The organism is Rhizobium sp. ZX09, from assembly GCF_017357485.1.
Classification (GTDB): domain Bacteria; phylum Pseudomonadota; class Alphaproteobacteria; order Rhizobiales; family Rhizobiaceae; genus Agrobacterium; species Agrobacterium pusense.
Window position 1 is genome coordinate 457,654 of record NZ_CP031363.1, and the last position, 15,519, is coordinate 473,172.

Genomic DNA, 15,519 nt, shown 5'->3' on the forward strand with positions numbered 1-15,519 from the left:
CCATCGAATTGGTAGCAATTATTACCACCAAGAGGATTGGCCGACGCGATATTTCAGTATCAAGAATTAGATCAACAAAAAACGCCGCGCATCCAGAGACACGCGGCGTCCAATCCTAAATCGCACCTAAACCTTAAAGCGCGATATCAGGCACCTTCTTCACGGGTGCACCCGCAGGCGCCGCACCGGCGCCCTTCAGCGCCTCAAGATCGATCTGCGGCGGGGTCGGCAGCTGCAGGTGCTCGGCGGTGTAGGCCCATTCCTCACGTACCTTTTCCGGGTCGTCATTGAGCTTGGTGCCGTAGCTCGGCACGATCTGGCGCAGCTTCGTCTGCCATTCCGGCGTCGCCACCTTGTCCTTGAAGACTTTTTCCAGAACGCTGAGCATGATCGGCGCTGCGGTGGAAGCGCCCGGCGAAGCGCCGAGCAGGCCGGCGATGCTGCCGTCCTGTGCGGATACGACTTCGGTGCCGAGCCGCAGCACGCCGCCCTTTTCTTCGTCGCGCTTGATGATCTGCACGCGCTGGCCTGCCTGCCAGAGACGCCATTCGCCCTGCTTGGCATTCGGGAAATATTCCTTCAGCGCAGCAAAACGGTCGTCATCCGACATCATCAGCTGGCCGGCGAGATATTCGACCAGCGGATATTCATCGATGCCGACGCGCACCATCGGCCAGGCATTGCTGGTTGTTACGGAGGAGACGAGATCGAAATAGGAGCCTTCCTTCAGGAACTTGGTCGAGAAGGTGGCGAAAGGTCCGAACAGGATGACGCGTTTGCCGCCCAGCACGCGGGTATCGAGGTGCGGCACCGACATGGGCGGCGAGCCCACCGAGGCCTTGCCATAGGCCTTGGCCAGATGCTGCATCGTCACCTCGGGGTTCTCGTTGATGAGGAACGAGCCGCCGACAGGGAAACCGGCATAATCATCCGCTTCCGGAATGCCAGACATCTGCAGCAGATGCAGCGCGCCGCCGCCGGCGCCGATGAACACGAATTTCGCATCCACCACCTGTTCGGCATCGGTCTTGGTGTTGGTATAGGTCACGCGCCAGCTGCCATCGGCATTGCGCTGGATGTCGGAAACCTCGCTATTGACCTGCAGGTCGAAATTCTGGTCGCTCTGCAGATGCGAGACGAATTGGCGGGTGATTTCGCCAAATTCCATGTCGGTGCCGAGCGGCGACCAGGTTGCGCCGATCTTCTGGGAAGGATCGCGGCCTTCCATCATCAGCGGCACCCACTTCTTGATCTGCTCGGGATCGGTGGAGAACTCCATGCCCGCGAAAAGCGGGCTCGCCTTCAGCGCCTGATAGCGCTTTTCCAGATAGGCGACGTTCTCGTCACCCCAGACGAAGCTCATATGCGGCGTGTGGTTGATGAAGGAGCGCGGGTTCTTCAAAACGCCGTTGCGCACCTGCCATGCCCAGAACTGCCGGGAAATCTGGAAGGATTCGTTGATGTTGATCGCCTGGCTGATCTTGATGTTGCCCTTGTCGTCTTCAGGCGTGTAGTTCAGCTCGGCAAGCGCGGAATGGCCGGTGCCGGCATTGTTCCAGCCGTTGGAGCTTTCAAGCGCCACGCCGTCCAGCCGCTCCAGCATCTGCATCGACCAGGTGGGCTCCAGCTCGCGCAGCCACACACCGAGCGTCGCGCTCATGATGCCGCCACCGATGAGAAGCACGTCGACCTTCTTGGCAGTCGTATTGGCGAGAAGCGCGGAAGAGGGCAGCGCTGCTGCGGCAAGTCCGGCGAGAGCACCACCAAGAACCTGTCTGCGGTTCATCGGCAATGCGTGGGAGAGGGAAGTTTCCTCGGAGAGATCAGTGAGCTGGGATTTGTCTTGATCGATGGGAGTCACGGCCATACCTGATTCTTGTTTTGTGTTAAAAACACTCCTCCCGATCGCCCCGTTATAGCAAAGCGCAAACCGGCACAACCCGGACTCATCCACTCCAGTTCAAGCGGTTTTGTGCGGATTTTGCCGTGGCGGACGGCCGATTTCACGGTTTTGCCGATTATCATTTTGATGATTGTTAAGATAAGTCGCGGCTTTCAAACGGTTGAAAGCGATCCCTGACGGGATTTTGCCAAAAACGCAGCGCCAGCACCCTTTCCACTGAGTTACGATCCGCAAGGTGCCGCTTCAGGCACAATTTTTTTCAGAATAATGACGGAAATCCCGAAAAAGTGAAAAGGCCCGCCGGTTCGGGCAGGCCTTCGCGCATTTTGGCTTGTGGCTGACGATCAGTTGGCGGCGAGGAATTCCGCGCAGTAGCTCGGACCGTTGACGCCCGGGCGATCGGAGATCGTGCGCACGGCGGTGATCTTGTAATCGCTCGAGACGACCAGCTGCACCGTGCAGGAAAGGGAGGCGGTGCGGGCGGGCGAAATCTGCCGGCCTTTTTTGCCATCCTTGCCTTCTTCGAACTTCGCCGGAATCGTCGCCTTCTTGTAGCCGCCGCGCCAGTTGTAGACGGTGGAGCTGCCGCTTTCGGTGTCGCTCAGCGGCGGGCCGAATTTGGCGAAGAAAATACCTGCGGACTGGCCGACCCAACGGGTCTCAACCGGGCTCTTCTGGGTGAAGGAGGGCGTGGAGCCATCGGTGGAAGTGGTGCAGGCCGAGAGCGCAATGGCAAACGCTGCAAGCGTTACGCTGCGAAATAGCATGGTGAAATGTCCTTTGTGCCGTGTCCGGCATCCCGCCGGTCATTCCGTTCCCCTAGCAGATTTGGCGGCGGCGGGCAGGGGAGCTGTGCGGCCCGATGAAAATTTCCTGCCACAATTGCTTTTTTGTAACGTTTTGAAGCCTTCCGCCCGGTGCCGCCGGTGCCTGCCGGGGCTGTTTCAGCAGGTGGGGAAAACTTGTCATAAAAAATGCAATAAGCCGCTTGTCGAATGCCAGAGGCTGGTCTATAGAAGCGCCGCTGGTCACGGAGTGTAGCGCAGTCTGGTAGCGCACCACGTTCGGGACGTGGGGGTCGGAGGTTCGAATCCTCTCACTCCGACCAGCTAGAAGCCCGATAAATCAGCGGCTTGCAAAAAATCCCGATACTTGCTGAAAACCTCCATATCAAATCGTCATACATGAACCGGGCCGGTCGAATCAGAGCCGGTTTGAACGCATTCGTCGCCCATGCCTCGGAGCCCAGTTGGATAGGCTGTCGCAACTTCCTGCGCTTCCACTTTTCCGTATGCGCGAATAAAAGAGGCCCGTCGCTCCGCCAAGCGCCAGGCCCCAATGTCGCGGCCTGTTTCAGGGGACGCGCGACACGGACCGTCTTAGAAGTGTCAATTCAGGTCCACAATCCAAGAAGTTACCCGTGACAGTCGCGAGCCCTGAGTTTCAGGGCCATCGCCGTGATCAACTTATCGCGATCAAAAAAGAGGCCCGCTGCATTTTCAAGCAACGAGCCTCTGTTCGGCCGCTTGGCGGAGCGACCGAGGGCAAATTCGCCTTTTGCCCATGAACGCCGAATGAACGAGCGCCCTTCTGCGCCGCCGAGAAACAACCCGTAAAAATCCGCAAAGCAGATGGATCGGAAAGCTTCCTCAGCCGTTATCCAAACATACAACAATGGAGGATAACATGCTGAAGGGTATTGCACTGTGGGCTATGGGCGTTCCGATCTTCGTGATCATTCTGCTTTATATGTTCGTGTTTTAAGTCGCATCTGACGACTGGACCCAAACAAAAAGGCGACCACACCGTGGTCGCCTTTTGTCGTTCATGCCGGCATTCTCAGTCGAGATCGCTGATGAGCCGTGAGGCTGTTGCCGCATCCGTGCGCCGGATGTCGATCTCGTCGCGGTGCTTGGCAAGAAGCTCGCTCGCCAGCAGCTTTTCCGCGAGATCGGCAGGCAGCGAGAGAATGACCCGGTCGCCTTTTTCTTCCGTCGCGCCAGTATTGCGCTTTCCTGAAATCATGCCGCCCGCCACCGTGTTGTTGGTGTCGGGGTCGATCAGGATGAAGGAACCCGTCGAGCGGTTCTGCTCATAGGGATCGAAGATCGCCGTCTCATCGAAGGAAAGCCTGACCTTGCCGATGGCGTTCATCGGCAGCGACGTTTCATGCGCCTGCCATTCGCCTTCCTTGAGGTTCAGCTGGCTGACGGGCTGCACACTGACACGCTGTCGGCGGCTGCCGCTTTTCAACCAGTAGCGCTTGCCGGCCTCGATGCCTCCGGGCTGCAAAGCCACGATCTGCGCGTCGAAGGCAAGGCCAGTCTGAGGCTGCGCCTCGATGGAGACAATCATGTCGCCGCGCGAGACGTCCACCTGACGATCGAGAACGAGAGTGACGGCATCACCCGCCACGGCGGCATTGCGTACCAGATCGAAAGTGACGATCTGCTTGACGTTGGCGACCATGCCGGAAGGCAGGATAACGACGCTGTCGCCCGGCTTCACCGAACCGCCGGCAACCGTGCCCTGATAACCGCGGAAGCTTTCGCCGGGACGCGAGACGCGTTGTACGGGAAAGCGGAAGCCGCCCGATTGCGCGGAGCGAACGGTCGCCAGTTCCAGCGTTTCCACCAGCGTCGGGCCTTCATACCAGGGCATGGAAGCCTTGCCTGACAGAACGACGTTTTCACCTTTCAGCGCCGACATCGGAATGGCGGTTATCTGCTTGATGCCGAGATCGGATGCGAAATCGCGGAACTCGTGGGCGATCAGTTCGAAACCGGCCTTGTCGTAATGCGTCAGGTCGATCTTGTTGACGGCCAGCACGAATTGCCGGATTCCCATCAGCGCCGCGATGGTGGCGTGGCGGCGGGTCTGTTCCAGAATGCCGGTGCGCGCATCGACGAGCAGCACGGCGAGATCGGCCGTGGAAGCGCCGGTCGCCATGTTGCGGGTATATTGCTCATGGCCGGGCGTGTCGGCCACGATGAAGGCGCGCCGGTCGGTGGCGAAATAGCGATAGGCGACATCGATGGTGATGCCCTGTTCGCGCTCCGCCTGCAGACCATCCAGCAGCAGTGCGAAATCGGGCAGGCCGAGATCGTTCTGCTTGCCACTGTCGCGGTGCAGGGTGGCCGCCTGATCTTCCTTGACGGCCTTGGTGTCCCAGAGGAGACGGCCGATCAGGGTCGACTTGCCGTCATCCACGCTGCCGCATGTGATGAGACGAAGCGGGCGGGTGTCGCGCGCTGCTTTCGAATGTTCAGCAAAGGGCAAAATGGTGGCCGTGGAAACGTTGGTGGTGGCAGAAGCGGTCATCAGAAATAGCCCTCGCGCTTCTTCTTCTCCATGGAGCCGGACTGGTCGCGGTCAATCGCGCGGCCCTGACGTTCAGAAACGGTGGCGATTTCAAGCTCTGCAATCACCTCCTGCAAGGTCGTCGCTTCGGAGCGGATTGCACCGGTGAGCGGGAAGCAACCGAGCGTGCGGAAGCGGATCGAGCCACGCTTGACTTCTTCGCCGGGTAAAAGCTCCAGGCGCTCGTCTTCAGCGAGGATTATCATGCCGTCGCGCTCGATATAGGGGCGCTCGGCGGCGTAATAGAGCGGCACCAGCGGGATGTTTTCCGCCTCGATGTAGCGCCAGATATCCACTTCGGTCCAGTTGGAGAGCGGGAAGGCGCGCACGCTTTCGCCCTTGCGGACCATGCCGTTATAGATGTTCCACAGTTCCGGCCGCTGGTTACGCGGGTCCCACTTATGGTCGGGCGTACGGAAAGAGTAGATGCGTTCCTTGGCGCGGCTCGCCTCTTCGTCGCGGCGCGCACCACCGAAGGCGGCGTCGAACTGGCCGGCATCCAGCGCCTGACGCAGGGCTTCCGTCTTCATGATGTCGGTGTAAAGCGCCGATCCGTGGGTGAAGGGCGTGATGTTTTCCGCCGCGCCGCGCGGATTGGTATGGGAGATCAGCTCCAGATCGTATTCCTTGACGATATTGTCGCGGAATTCGATCATCTCCTTGAACTTCCAGCCGGTATTGACGTGCAGCAGCGGGAAGGGAATGCGGCCGGGGAAGAACGCCTTGCGCGCGAGATGCAGCAGCACGGACGAGTCCTTGCCGATGGAATAGAGCATCACGGGCTTGTCGAATTCGGCTGCGACTTCGCGAAAGATATGAATAGCTTCGTTTTCAAGCGCCTTCAGATGGGGATCGAGCGGCGGCTTGGATGCGACAGTATTCTTGCTGTCCGTCTCGTGGACTGCGTTGGACATTGTGAACTCCGGGAATGTACTGAATGATTATCGTTGCGGGATGGCGGACACGGCGGAGGTCTGCTCCGCACCGGCGACGTGAAGACCGCATTCGCGCTTCTCGTCGTTTTCCCACCACCATCGTCCGGCGCGCTCAGGCTCACCGGGCTTGATGGCGCGCGTACACGGCTCGCAGCCGATGGACGGGTAACCGCGCTGATGCAACGGATTGACGGGAATGTTTTCCTTGGCGACATGCGCCTTGATGAGGTCGATATCCCAATCAGCCAAAGGGTTGATCTTGATGAGATTGCGATCCGCATCGAATTCGGCAAACGGCGTCGTGGCGCGATTGCCCGACTGGCCGCGACGGAGGCCGGTGATCCAGAAGGCGGCACCATCAAGCGCCTTGCCGAGCGGGATCAGCTTTCTGACATGACAGCAGGCATGACGCGCCTCAACGCTTTCGTAAAAGCCGTTGAGGCCGTATTTTGCGGCGTAGGCGTCTATATCGTCCTGTTCGGGACGGAAACGACGGATTTCGATGCCGAAACGCTCCTCGGTTTCATCGATGAGATCGACGGTTTCCTTGAAAAGACGGCCAGTTTCCAGCGTGACAACGTCAATCGGCAGGCGGTGGGTGCCGATCGCCGCGGTGATGACCTGATCCTCGATGCCGAGGCTGGTGGTGAAGACCGCGCGCCCGCCAAGGCCGGCGATAAACGAAAGCCGACCCGCCAGATCGAGCCCGGCAAGCGTGGCATCAAGGGAAGCGGCATCGGCAGAGGCATTTGCTGAATTGATGGTCATTGTCACGTCCGGGATTTCCATGGCCGATTATTGTTGAAATCGGCGCTTTGGACGAGAAATGACAGTCTTTGTGCGCTGCACTTCAGAGCAAAAATGCCTCTCGCGCGCGTAGTATGAGCAAAAGATGCCCGTTCACCTTGTTCGCAGCCTGGATTTGAATTGTGACAACTTCTGCGCTAAGCCGTGATTGCCGGGTATCCGGGCTTGTGATCTACTGGTTTTACGATGATTTCGCAGAAGGCAAAATATGCGCTGAGGGCGCTTCTCTCGCTGGCCAAGGCCGACGGCGGCTGTCCTGTGCAGATTTCCGACATTGCCCGCGAACAGGCCATTCCGAAAAAGTTTCTGGAGCAGATCCTTCTCGAAATGAAGAAGGAACGCCTTGTCGAAAGCCGGCGTGGCAAGCAGGGTGGTTATCTTCTAGCACGCCCGGCGGATGATATTACTTTCGGCGAGGTGCTGCGGCTCATTGATGGCCCCCTTGCTCCTCTGCCTTGCCTCTCCCAGACCGCCTATCGCCGCTGCGAGGATTGCGACGGCGAGAAGCAGTGCGAGATCCGCCACGTCTTCGCCCGTGTGGCCGATGCGACGCGCAACATCCTGTTCAACACCACCGTTGCAGATGCGGTGGCGGGTGTCGAAGTGCCCGAGCTTTTGACGGCCTGACGAAAAATTCGTCTAAAACACCTCAATATTTTTCGCCATCGCGGCAAAAAACCGGCAAAAATGTGAAACGCTTTTGCATTCAGCAAAGTTTTACACGACGCTTGTTGCGCCTTTCGCTTATGCTGCGCTGTATTTGTTGCCCGGAGAAACGCTCAAGGGAAACACTTTTTCGATCGTATTCGGCCTCATTGACCAACTCTACTCAACCGGTAGAGTTAAGCCATCGCAATCAGGAGGGAATACCGATGTCCAAGCTTCTGTCCGGTTTGAGCGTTGTCGCGCTCAGCCTCTCACTGGCACTTGGCGCAGCTGGCTCGGCCGCGGCGCAGACCAAGCTGCTGAACGTGTCCTATGATCCGACCCGTGAACTCTACAAGGATTTCAACGAAGCCTTCGCCAAGAAGTGGAAGGCCGACACCGGCGAGGACGTCACCATCCAGCAGTCGCATGGCGGCTCCGGCAAGCAGGCCCGTTCGGTCATCGACGGTCTGGAAGCCGACGTCGTGACGTTGGCGCTGCAGAGCGATATCGACGCCATCGTGCAGAATTCCGGCAAGATCAACAAGGACTGGCGCGGCCGCCTGCCGCATAATTCCTCCCCTTACACCTCCACCATCGTTTTCCTCGTTCGCAAGGGTAACCCGAAGGGCATCCATAACTGGGGCGATCTGGTGAAGGGCGACGTACAGATCGTGACCCCGAACCCGAAGACCTCGGGCGGTGCGCGCTGGAACTATCTCGCGGCCTGGGCCTGGGCCAATGAAGAGTTCAAGGGCGACAAGGACAAGATCAAGGCCTATGTCGGCGAGCTCTACAAGCGCGCTCCGGTCCTCGACACCGGCGCCCGTGGTTCCACGGTAACCTTCGCACAGCGCCAGATCGGCGACGTGCTGCTCGCCTGGGAAAACGAAGCCTATCTGGCCGGCCAGGAATTCGGCGCTGACGCTTTCGATATCGTCGTGCCGCCGATCTCGATCCTTGCCGAGCCGCCGGTTGCCGTGGTTGACGCCAATGTCGACGCCAAGGGCACCCGCAAGGCAGCCGAAGCCTATCTGCAATATCTCTATTCCGACGAGGGCCAGAATATTGCGGCCAAGCACTTCTACCGTCCGTCCAACCCGGCCGTTGTCTCCAAGGACCTGCTGAAGCAGCTGCCTGACATCAAGCTCGTCACCATTGACGACCCGATCTTCGGCGGTTGGGCAAAGGCGCAGCCGGAACATTTTGGTGACGGCGGCATCTTCGACCAGATTTACAAGCCCGCGAAGTAAGCGGATGATGGGGTGAAACGTAGTCACCCCGTCCCACGGGACAAGACAAATCAGAACCTGATCGACCGGACGCCATGCCGGTCGATACTTTATAATAAGCGCCGGGGGAATACCGGCTCCCAGAGAGCACCTCCAGGACAGGCAGACCTCGGTTGACTGTCCCGGAAATGTTCAAAAACTAAGATTATCCGGAGCCTTGATGAGCAATAATATTTCCGGAAGCAGGTGGAAGTGGCGGCAGTCGAGCGTCATACCGGGCTTCGGCCTGACGTTTGGTTACACCGTCACCTATCTGTTTCTCATCATTCTTATTCCGCTTGGCGGCCTTATCTGGTCCACGGCGAAACTCGGTTTTGCAGATTTCATTGCGATTGCCACGGATAGCCGTACGCTGAATGCGTTGCGCGTCAGTTTTGGCACGGCGTTCCTCGCCGCATTGGTCAATGTGGTCTTCGGCGTCATCGTCGCCTGGGTTCTCACACGTTACCGCTTTCCCGGTCGCCGCTTCGTGGATGCCATCGTGGACCTTCCCTTTGCGCTTCCAACGGCGGTCGCGGGCATTGCGTTGACGGCGCTCTACGCCAATCGCGGCTGGGTCGGTTCGCTGTTTGAGCCCTATGGCATCAAGATTGCGTTCACGCCGACCGGCATCGTCATCGCGTTGATCTTTATCGGCCTGCCCTTCGTGGTGCGCACCGTGCAGCCGGTGATGGAGGAGATCGACCGGCAGGTGGAGGAGGTGGCAGCAACGCTCGGTGCCAATCGTTTCCAGACCATAACCCGCATTCTGTTGCCGAGCCTCACACCCGCCATCCTGACGGGGTTTGCGCTCGCTTTTGCGCGCGGTGTCGGAGAATACGGCTCGGTCATCTTCATCGCCGGCAATATTCCCTACGTCTCGGAAATCGCGCCGCTCCTCATCGTCATCCGGCTGGAGGAGTTCAATTATGCGGCCGCCACCGGCATTGCCACCATCATGCTGATCATCTCCTTTGCCATGCTGTTCCTCATCAATCTCATTCAGGCCTGGAGCCGCAAGAGGTACGGTTATGTCTGAGACTGTTTCCCGCACCATGCCGCGTCCGTTCCGCGACCCCGCCAGCGAAAGCCTGCCAGCGCGGCTGGCACTGATCGCCATCGCCTTCGTCTTCCTCGCCGCATTTCTCGTCCTGCCCCTGGTTTCGGTCTTCTTCGAAGCATTCCGAAAGGGCACGGAAAGCTTCTGGGAGGCGATTTTCGAGCCGGATGCGCTTTCCGCCATTCGCCTGACGCTGCTCGTCGCCGCTATTTCGGTGCCGCTCAACCTCATTTTTGGAGTAGCGGCCGCCTGGGCCATCGCGAAATTCGAGTTCAAGGGCAAGGCATTCCTGATCACGCTGATCGACCTGCCATTCTCGATCTCTCCGGTCATATCAGGTCTGGTCTACGTCATCCTGTTTTCCTCGCACAGCGTGCTCGGCCCATGGCTGAAGAGTTACGGCATCGAGATCCTCTTTGCGGTGCCGGGCATCGTGCTCGCCACCATCTTCGTCACCTTTCCCTTTGTCGCGCGCGAGTTGATCCCGCTGATGCAGGATCAGGGCAATGGTGACGAGGAGGCGGCGATTTCGCTTGGCGCATCCGGCTGGCAGACCTTCTGGTACGTCACGCTGCCGAACATCAAATGGGGCCTGCTTTATGGCGTGCTGCTCTGCAACGCCCGTGCCATGGGCGAGTTCGGCGCCGTCTCGGTGGTGTCAGGCCATATTCGCGGCGAGACCAACACCATGCCGCTGCATGTCGAGATACTCTATAATGAGTACAATATCGGCGCATCCTTCGCCGTTGCGACTCTGCTTGCCGGTCTGGCTCTGGTGACCCTCGTTCTCAAAACCATTCTCGAAATACGCTTTGGCGCGGGCAACGCAGCCGGCAAGCATTGAAAGGCATCTTCATGGAAGTGAAAGTTTCCGGCATCACCAAGCAGTTTGATCGCTTTCCGGCGCTGAACGACGTATCGCTCAACATTCGCTCGGGCGAGCTGATCGCGCTGCTTGGTCCTTCCGGTTCCGGCAAGACGACGCTGCTGCGTCTCATCGCCGGTCTTGAGCAGCCGACGACGGGCCAGATTTTCTTCGGCGACGAAGACGCCTCGCATCGCACCGTGCAGGAGCGCAATGTCGGTTTCGTTTTCCAGCATTACGCGCTGTTTCGCCACATGACGGTGGCAGACAACATTGCTTTCGGCTTGAAGGTGCGACCCTCCGCCAAGCGTCCGCCAAAAGCGGAAATCCGCAAGCGCGTGTCCGAGCTTCTCGACATGGTGCACCTTTCCGGGCTTGAAAAACGCTACCCCTCGCAGCTCTCGGGTGGCCAGCGCCAGCGGGTGGCGCTCGCCCGCGCCGTCGCCATCGAACCGAAGGTGCTGCTTCTCGATGAACCCTTTGGTGCGCTTGATGCCAAGGTGCGCAAGGAGTTGCGCCGCTGGCTGCGTGAATTCCACGACCGCACCGGCCACACCACCGTCTTCGTCACCCACGATCAGGAAGAGGCGCTGGAACTGGCGGACCGCGTCGTGGTCATGAGCCAAGGCAAGATCGAGCAGGTCGGCACCGCCGATGACGTCTACGACACGCCGAACTCGCCCTTCGTCTTCTCTTTCATCGGCGAATCCTCCAGCCTGCCGGTCACCATCCGTGATGGCCATGTGCTGTTCCAGGGCGAAAGCATAGGCGTCAACGAAAGCGGCGCAGGCGAGGGCGAATTGTTCTTCCGGCCGGAAGACGTGGTGCTGACGGACGAAAAGGACGCGCTTTACGGCAAGGTCACCACCTGTCGGCGCCTGGCGGGCACCCGCATCGCCGAAATCGACATCGCCAATAACGGCCATGAACCCTACCACCTCGAAATCGAAGTGCCGCTCAACGCCGCCGTGGCGGTGGGTGCCGAACTGCGGTTCCGCCCGACGCGGTGGAAGGTGTTCGGGAAGAAATAAGGAAGAGGTGACCGCATTTGACGGTCGATGATTTGTCGCTTTCTAACGCGCGCCACGTTTACTCCGATTCCACGTTACACCACGGTTGAAATCATCGACGGTTCTGGGTGTCGTTACCCCCCTCTGTCCTGCCGGACATCTCCCCCTCAAGGGGGGAGATCGGCAGGAGGCTTTCTTGCCACTTCATTTCCAACCGCCGAGATGCGCGAGACCTCGCCACGGAACGATCTCCCCCCTTGAGGGGGAGATGTCCGGCAGGACAGAGGGGGGTAACGACACCCAGAACCGTCGATGGTTTCAACGGCGGTGAACTGCAATCTGATTAAGGAGATTTTCTCGTCGCGAGAGAACCGCACCTGCACTCGAGGCGCAGATTTCTCGATAGTCGAAGCAATACGCAGAAACGGAAAAGGGCCGCCTGAGCGACCCTTCCATGAGTTTGGTCCTGTTTACAGACCCGGGACTGTTTCTCAACGTTCCGAAGGCAGAAGAGGTTTACAACGAGGGCTGCCCCGTCGAAAACACACCCTTTCCATTGCCTGCACCAGAGACCGAAATCTCACTAGACATTGGATCACCTCCTTCCGATACGTTGAACATAACTAGAAGGTAGTACGATTCGTGAGTAATGCAAGAGGGCTAACTGAGAACTTACTCTGCAGCACCTAGTCGACCCGCATCACGATCTTGCCGATATGGCTGCTGCTTTCCATCAGCCGGTGCGCTTCCGCAACCTCATCCAGTGTGAAGACGCGGTTGATGACCGGTGCGACCTGGCCGCTTTCGATCAGCGGCCAGACCTGATCCACGAGATCGTCACGGATGGCGCGTTTCTCGTCCGCCGTGCGCGGGCGCATGGTGGAGCCGGTGACGGTCAGGCGCTTGACCATGATCGGCGTGAGGTTGACCTTGTCGGCCACGGCGCCCCCCAGGAAGGCGATGATGGACAGGCAGCCGTCCTTGGCCAGCGCCGCAAGGTTCTTTTCGAAATAGGCAGCACCGATCATGTCGAGAACGACATCGACGCCCTTGCCGCCGGTTTCGGATTTCACGACTTCGGCGAAATCCTCGTCGCGGTAATTGATCGCCCGTTTGGCGCCGAGCTTCACACAGGCCTCGCATTTTTCCGCAGAGCCCGCCGTGGCATAAACTTCCGCGCCGAATGCTTTGGCAAGCTGGATCGCCGTCGTGCCGATGCCGCTGGTGCCGCCGTGGATGAGCACGGTTTCACCTTCGGTCAGGCCCGCCATCTGGAAGAGATTGGCCCAGACGGTGAAGAAGGTTTCCGGCAAGGCTGCGGCTTTGACGGCGTCGTAGCCTTTGGGGAAGGGCAGGGCCTGCCCCGCGGGAACGGCGCAATATTGCGCATAACCGCCGCCATTGGCGAGCGCGCAGACCCTGTCGCCAAGATTGAATTCATCGACGCCTTCGCCAAGCGCAACAACCTCTCCGGCGATTTCAAGGCCGAGGATCGGACTTGCATCCTTCGGTGGCGGATAGGTGCCCTGGCGCTGCGCGACATCCGGCCGGTTGACGCCTGCTGCCTCGACCTTCACCAGAACCTCGCCTTTCGCGGGCTTCGGCAAAGGCGCTTGCGAAAGACGCATCACTTCCGGACCGCCATGCGAGGGAAGGTCGATGAAACGCATTTTTTCGGGCAGGGTCTTGGGGTCGGGCATGGTCAGGGGCAACTCCTCACTATCGGCGTCGCCTGAAGATGTAGGTCAGATGCGCCGCTTAGGGAAGAAGGCCGTTTGTCACTGGTGTCAATTTGTCTCGCCGAAGACCCGGATGACGAGGCCGCTGTCATTTTCCTTCGCAGCCGCCTTCACACCCGCGATCTCGCTGCCGATGCGCTCGGGATTGGCGATGATCAATCCTTTGGGCAAGCTTAGAACGCCAATGGAACAGCGCAGCAGCGCGAAGTCCCGCTCATTGCCGTGCCGGTCCTGGCCCTTCATGCAGCCCGCCTCACGATCTTCGGCCGAATACAGTTCCGCGACATCGTCGTGAAAATCGCTGAGCAGCCGCTCGAGTATTTCCGTCAGGTCTTCCACCGCCCAGTCGCGCACGCCGATGAAGAAGTCATCACCGCCAATATGTCCGAGGAAGCAGTCGCCGGCAAAAAAGTAACGGCGCATCAGGGCTGAAAACAGGGTGATGGCGTGGTCGCCGGCGTTGAAGCCGTATTTGTCATTGAAGGGTTTGAAGTTGTCGAAGTCGCAATAGCAGAAGAAACGTGTCTCGTCGCCGTCGCTGCAGCGGTCGGCGATGAAGCCGCCAATCGCGCGGTTGCCCGGCAATGCCGTCAGTGGGTTCTGGTCCTGCGCCATCTTCAGCTGCTTTTCATTGATGACCTTGATCAGCGAAGCGGCGGAAACGATGCCGGCGTAACGCATGTTTTCGGTCAGGATGATGCAGGCGCTGCCGCCCATGCTGGCGAACATGTTCATCAACTGGTCGGCATCGGCATCGAGACCGACGATCGGCGCGGCGTCGACGAAATGGGAGATGGTGCGCTCATAGATCTTGTTCTTGAGCAGGTCACGGCCAAAGGGTCGGTAGATGTATTCCTTGAGGTGATATTCGTTGATGACGCCGCGCGGTTCGCCGTTGGCATTGAGAACCGGAAAAAACGCCTGCTGCGGGTTTCTCCGGAAGAGCTCGAAGACGCTGTCGACGCTGTCATGTTCGAAGACGGTGGGAAGTCGTTCGATTTCACGGCGGATCAGGATTTCATCCAGAGTCTGGCTGTTGCGCCGCGCCACGCCGATGCGGTTGATGTGGGGAAAGCTCTCCGGCAACTCGCTGGTGAAGACCGTTGGCCTGGCGATCAGCCAGCCCTGCACCAGGTCGACGCCGAATTCGCGACACGTCAGGAACTCCGCTTCTGTTTCAATGCCCTCGGCAATGACCCGCACCCCCAGAACATGGGCAATATTGACGATGCTGCGGACAAGATGCTGCTTGCGCGGCAGATGATCGACGCCGGTGATGAAGTGACGGTCGATCTTCAGATAGTCCAGCGGAAAATCGCACAGAAGCTTCATCTCGCCGTGTCCCGCGCCAAAATCGTCGATCGCCAGCTTGAAGCCCTCTTTCCGCATGCGGGCAATCAGCGTCGTGAATTCGGGGACGCTTGTATTGTCGAAACGTTCGGAAAGCTCGAAGCAGATGGAGGAGGGGGGAATACCCGCGCGCGCCAGATGGCCCACAAGCTTGTCGAGAATGGCGTCGCCCTGCGCGATCAGCCGCACATCGAGGTTGAGAAACAGGGTGGCGGAGGAGAAGTCAGGCAGGGTGGAGAATTTCGCCAGCGCGCGGCTCGCCAGCATCTGCTCGAAAGCCTTGAGTTCGCCGCCTTGCGCCGCCTGGTCGAGAAGCGCCAGCGGATCGGAAAACCCGAGCCGGTCGTGGCCGCGCATGAGTGATTCATAACCGAAAATAGTGCCCGTCGTCGCCTCGACGATCGGCTGAAACGCGGTTTCCAGCACGAGCTTCGCCATGGGAAACATGTGCCCGGAGGCAAATCGCCTTACGGCATCGTTTTCCAGCGTAACGGCCTGCATTTCTGTTCTCCGCTATTACGGCTTTCCTTCCGTGGCTGAGGTAAGGAGAGCCTTTCTCTTTTGCGGCGAACAA

Annotated in this window: 12 protein-coding genes and 1 tRNA gene; 6 read left to right on the forward strand and 7 right to left on the reverse strand. The window is 59.1% G+C overall.

The genetic code is table 11. From position 1 onward, the window contains the following. Positions 1 to 133 precede the first annotated feature (133 nt). Positions 134 to 1,867: a malate dehydrogenase (quinone) gene (gene mqo, locus BTN45_RS02190; RefSeq protein WP_207588767.1), complete on the reverse strand. Its 1,734-nt coding sequence runs from the start codon at positions 1,865 to 1,867 to the stop codon at positions 134 to 136. A gap of 380 nt (positions 1,868 to 2,247) precedes the next feature. Continuing rightward, positions 2,248 to 2,670, reverse strand: coding sequence for a hypothetical protein (locus tag BTN45_RS02195; protein ID WP_006699999.1), 423 nt, complete (start codon positions 2,668 to 2,670; stop codon positions 2,248 to 2,250). 264 nt (positions 2,671 to 2,934) lie between these two features. On the opposite strand from BTN45_RS02195, the gene BTN45_RS02200 reads away from it, so the two are divergent. Continuing rightward, a tRNA-Pro gene (locus BTN45_RS02200) sits at positions 2,935 to 3,011 on the forward strand. A gap of 731 nt (positions 3,012 to 3,742) precedes the next feature. Here the strand turns inward: BTN45_RS02200 and cysN are convergent. From cysN to BTN45_RS02215, 3 genes are read right to left on the reverse strand one after another with little or no spacing between them, the layout of a single operon-like run. Next, positions 3,743 to 5,224: a sulfate adenylyltransferase subunit CysN gene (cysN, locus tag BTN45_RS02205; protein ID WP_207588769.1), complete on the reverse strand. Its 1,482-nt coding sequence runs from the start codon at positions 5,222 to 5,224 to the stop codon at positions 3,743 to 3,745. After that, positions 5,224 to 6,177: a sulfate adenylyltransferase subunit CysD gene (gene cysD, locus BTN45_RS02210; RefSeq protein WP_207588771.1), complete on the reverse strand. Its 954-nt coding sequence runs from the start codon at positions 6,175 to 6,177 to the stop codon at positions 5,224 to 5,226. Before cysD ends, cysN begins: the two co-directional genes overlap by 1 nt. A 27-nt stretch (positions 6,178 to 6,204) precedes the next feature. Then, on the reverse strand, positions 6,205 to 6,987 hold the full coding sequence (locus BTN45_RS02215; RefSeq protein ID WP_207588773.1) for a phosphoadenylyl-sulfate reductase: 783 nt from the start codon (positions 6,985 to 6,987) through the stop codon (positions 6,205 to 6,207). A 204-nt stretch (positions 6,988 to 7,191) separates the two neighbouring features. Between BTN45_RS02215 and BTN45_RS02220 the strand changes: the two genes are divergently transcribed. The 5 genes from BTN45_RS02220 to BTN45_RS02240 all read left to right on the forward strand — a co-directional run bounded on the left by BTN45_RS02220 (position 7,192) and on the right by BTN45_RS02240 (position 11,877). Beyond that, the gene (locus tag BTN45_RS02220) at positions 7,192 to 7,632 is read left to right on the forward strand and encodes an Rrf2 family transcriptional regulator (RefSeq protein ID WP_004440445.1); all 441 of its coding nucleotides are present in this window, start codon (positions 7,192 to 7,194) and stop codon (positions 7,630 to 7,632) included. Between the two features lie 245 nt (positions 7,633 to 7,877). After that, positions 7,878 to 8,903 carry a sulfate ABC transporter substrate-binding protein gene (locus tag BTN45_RS02225; protein ID WP_004440447.1) on the forward strand — a complete coding sequence of 342 codons (1,026 nt, stop codon included), beginning with the start codon at positions 7,878 to 7,880 and terminating at the stop codon, positions 8,901 to 8,903. A 199-nt stretch (positions 8,904 to 9,102) separates the two neighbouring features. Then, complete coding sequence (cysT, locus tag BTN45_RS02230; RefSeq protein WP_006700003.1) at positions 9,103 to 9,960, forward strand: sulfate ABC transporter permease subunit CysT; 858 nt, start codon at positions 9,103 to 9,105, stop codon at positions 9,958 to 9,960. Beyond that, the gene (gene cysW / locus BTN45_RS02235; protein ID WP_207588776.1) at positions 9,953 to 10,825 is read left to right on the forward strand and encodes a sulfate ABC transporter permease subunit CysW; all 873 of its coding nucleotides are present in this window, start codon (positions 9,953 to 9,955) and stop codon (positions 10,823 to 10,825) included. Before cysT ends, cysW begins: the two co-directional genes overlap by 8 nt. A gap of 11 nt (positions 10,826 to 10,836) precedes the next feature. Continuing rightward, complete coding sequence (locus BTN45_RS02240) at positions 10,837 to 11,877, forward strand: sulfate/molybdate ABC transporter ATP-binding protein (RefSeq protein WP_006700005.1); 1,041 nt, start codon at positions 10,837 to 10,839, stop codon at positions 11,875 to 11,877. Positions 11,878 to 12,542: 665 nt separating this feature from the next. Here BTN45_RS02240 and BTN45_RS02245 read toward each other — a convergent pair. Beyond that, the gene (locus BTN45_RS02245; protein WP_072494121.1) at positions 12,543 to 13,556 is read right to left on the reverse strand and encodes an NAD(P)H-quinone oxidoreductase; all 1,014 of its coding nucleotides are present in this window, start codon (positions 13,554 to 13,556) and stop codon (positions 12,543 to 12,545) included. Between the two features lie 87 nt (positions 13,557 to 13,643). Beyond that, complete coding sequence (locus BTN45_RS02250; RefSeq protein WP_004440459.1) at positions 13,644 to 15,446, reverse strand: EAL domain-containing protein; 1,803 nt, start codon at positions 15,444 to 15,446, stop codon at positions 13,644 to 13,646. Positions 15,447 to 15,519: the final 73 nt, after the last annotated feature.

Coding starts and splice junctions, on each gene's coding strand:
- mqo (WP_207588767.1), bottom strand. CDS start 1,867: ATGGCCGTGACTCCCATCGATCAAGACAAATCCCAGCTCACTGATCTC.
- BTN45_RS02195 (WP_006699999.1), bottom strand. CDS start 2,670: ATGCTATTTCGCAGCGTAACGCTTGCAGCGTTTGCCATTGCGCTCTCG.
- cysN (WP_207588769.1), bottom strand. CDS start 5,224: ATGACCGCTTCTGCCACCACCAACGTTTCCACGGCCACCATTTTGCCC.
- cysD (WP_207588771.1), bottom strand. CDS start 6,177: ATGTCCAACGCAGTCCACGAGACGGACAGCAAGAATACTGTCGCATCC.
- BTN45_RS02215 (WP_207588773.1), bottom strand. CDS start 6,987: ATGGAAATCCCGGACGTGACAATGACCATCAATTCAGCAAATGCCTCT.
- BTN45_RS02220 (WP_004440445.1), top strand. CDS start 7,192: ATGATTTCGCAGAAGGCAAAATATGCGCTGAGGGCGCTTCTCTCGCTG.
- BTN45_RS02225 (WP_004440447.1), top strand. CDS start 7,878: ATGTCCAAGCTTCTGTCCGGTTTGAGCGTTGTCGCGCTCAGCCTCTCA.
- cysT (WP_006700003.1), top strand. CDS start 9,103: ATGAGCAATAATATTTCCGGAAGCAGGTGGAAGTGGCGGCAGTCGAGC.
- cysW (WP_207588776.1), top strand. CDS start 9,953: ATGTCTGAGACTGTTTCCCGCACCATGCCGCGTCCGTTCCGCGACCCC.
- BTN45_RS02240 (WP_006700005.1), top strand. CDS start 10,837: ATGGAAGTGAAAGTTTCCGGCATCACCAAGCAGTTTGATCGCTTTCCG.
- BTN45_RS02245 (WP_072494121.1), bottom strand. CDS start 13,556: ATGCCCGACCCCAAGACCCTGCCCGAAAAAATGCGTTTCATCGACCTT.
- BTN45_RS02250 (WP_004440459.1), bottom strand. CDS start 15,446: ATGCAGGCCGTTACGCTGGAAAACGATGCCGTAAGGCGATTTGCCTCC.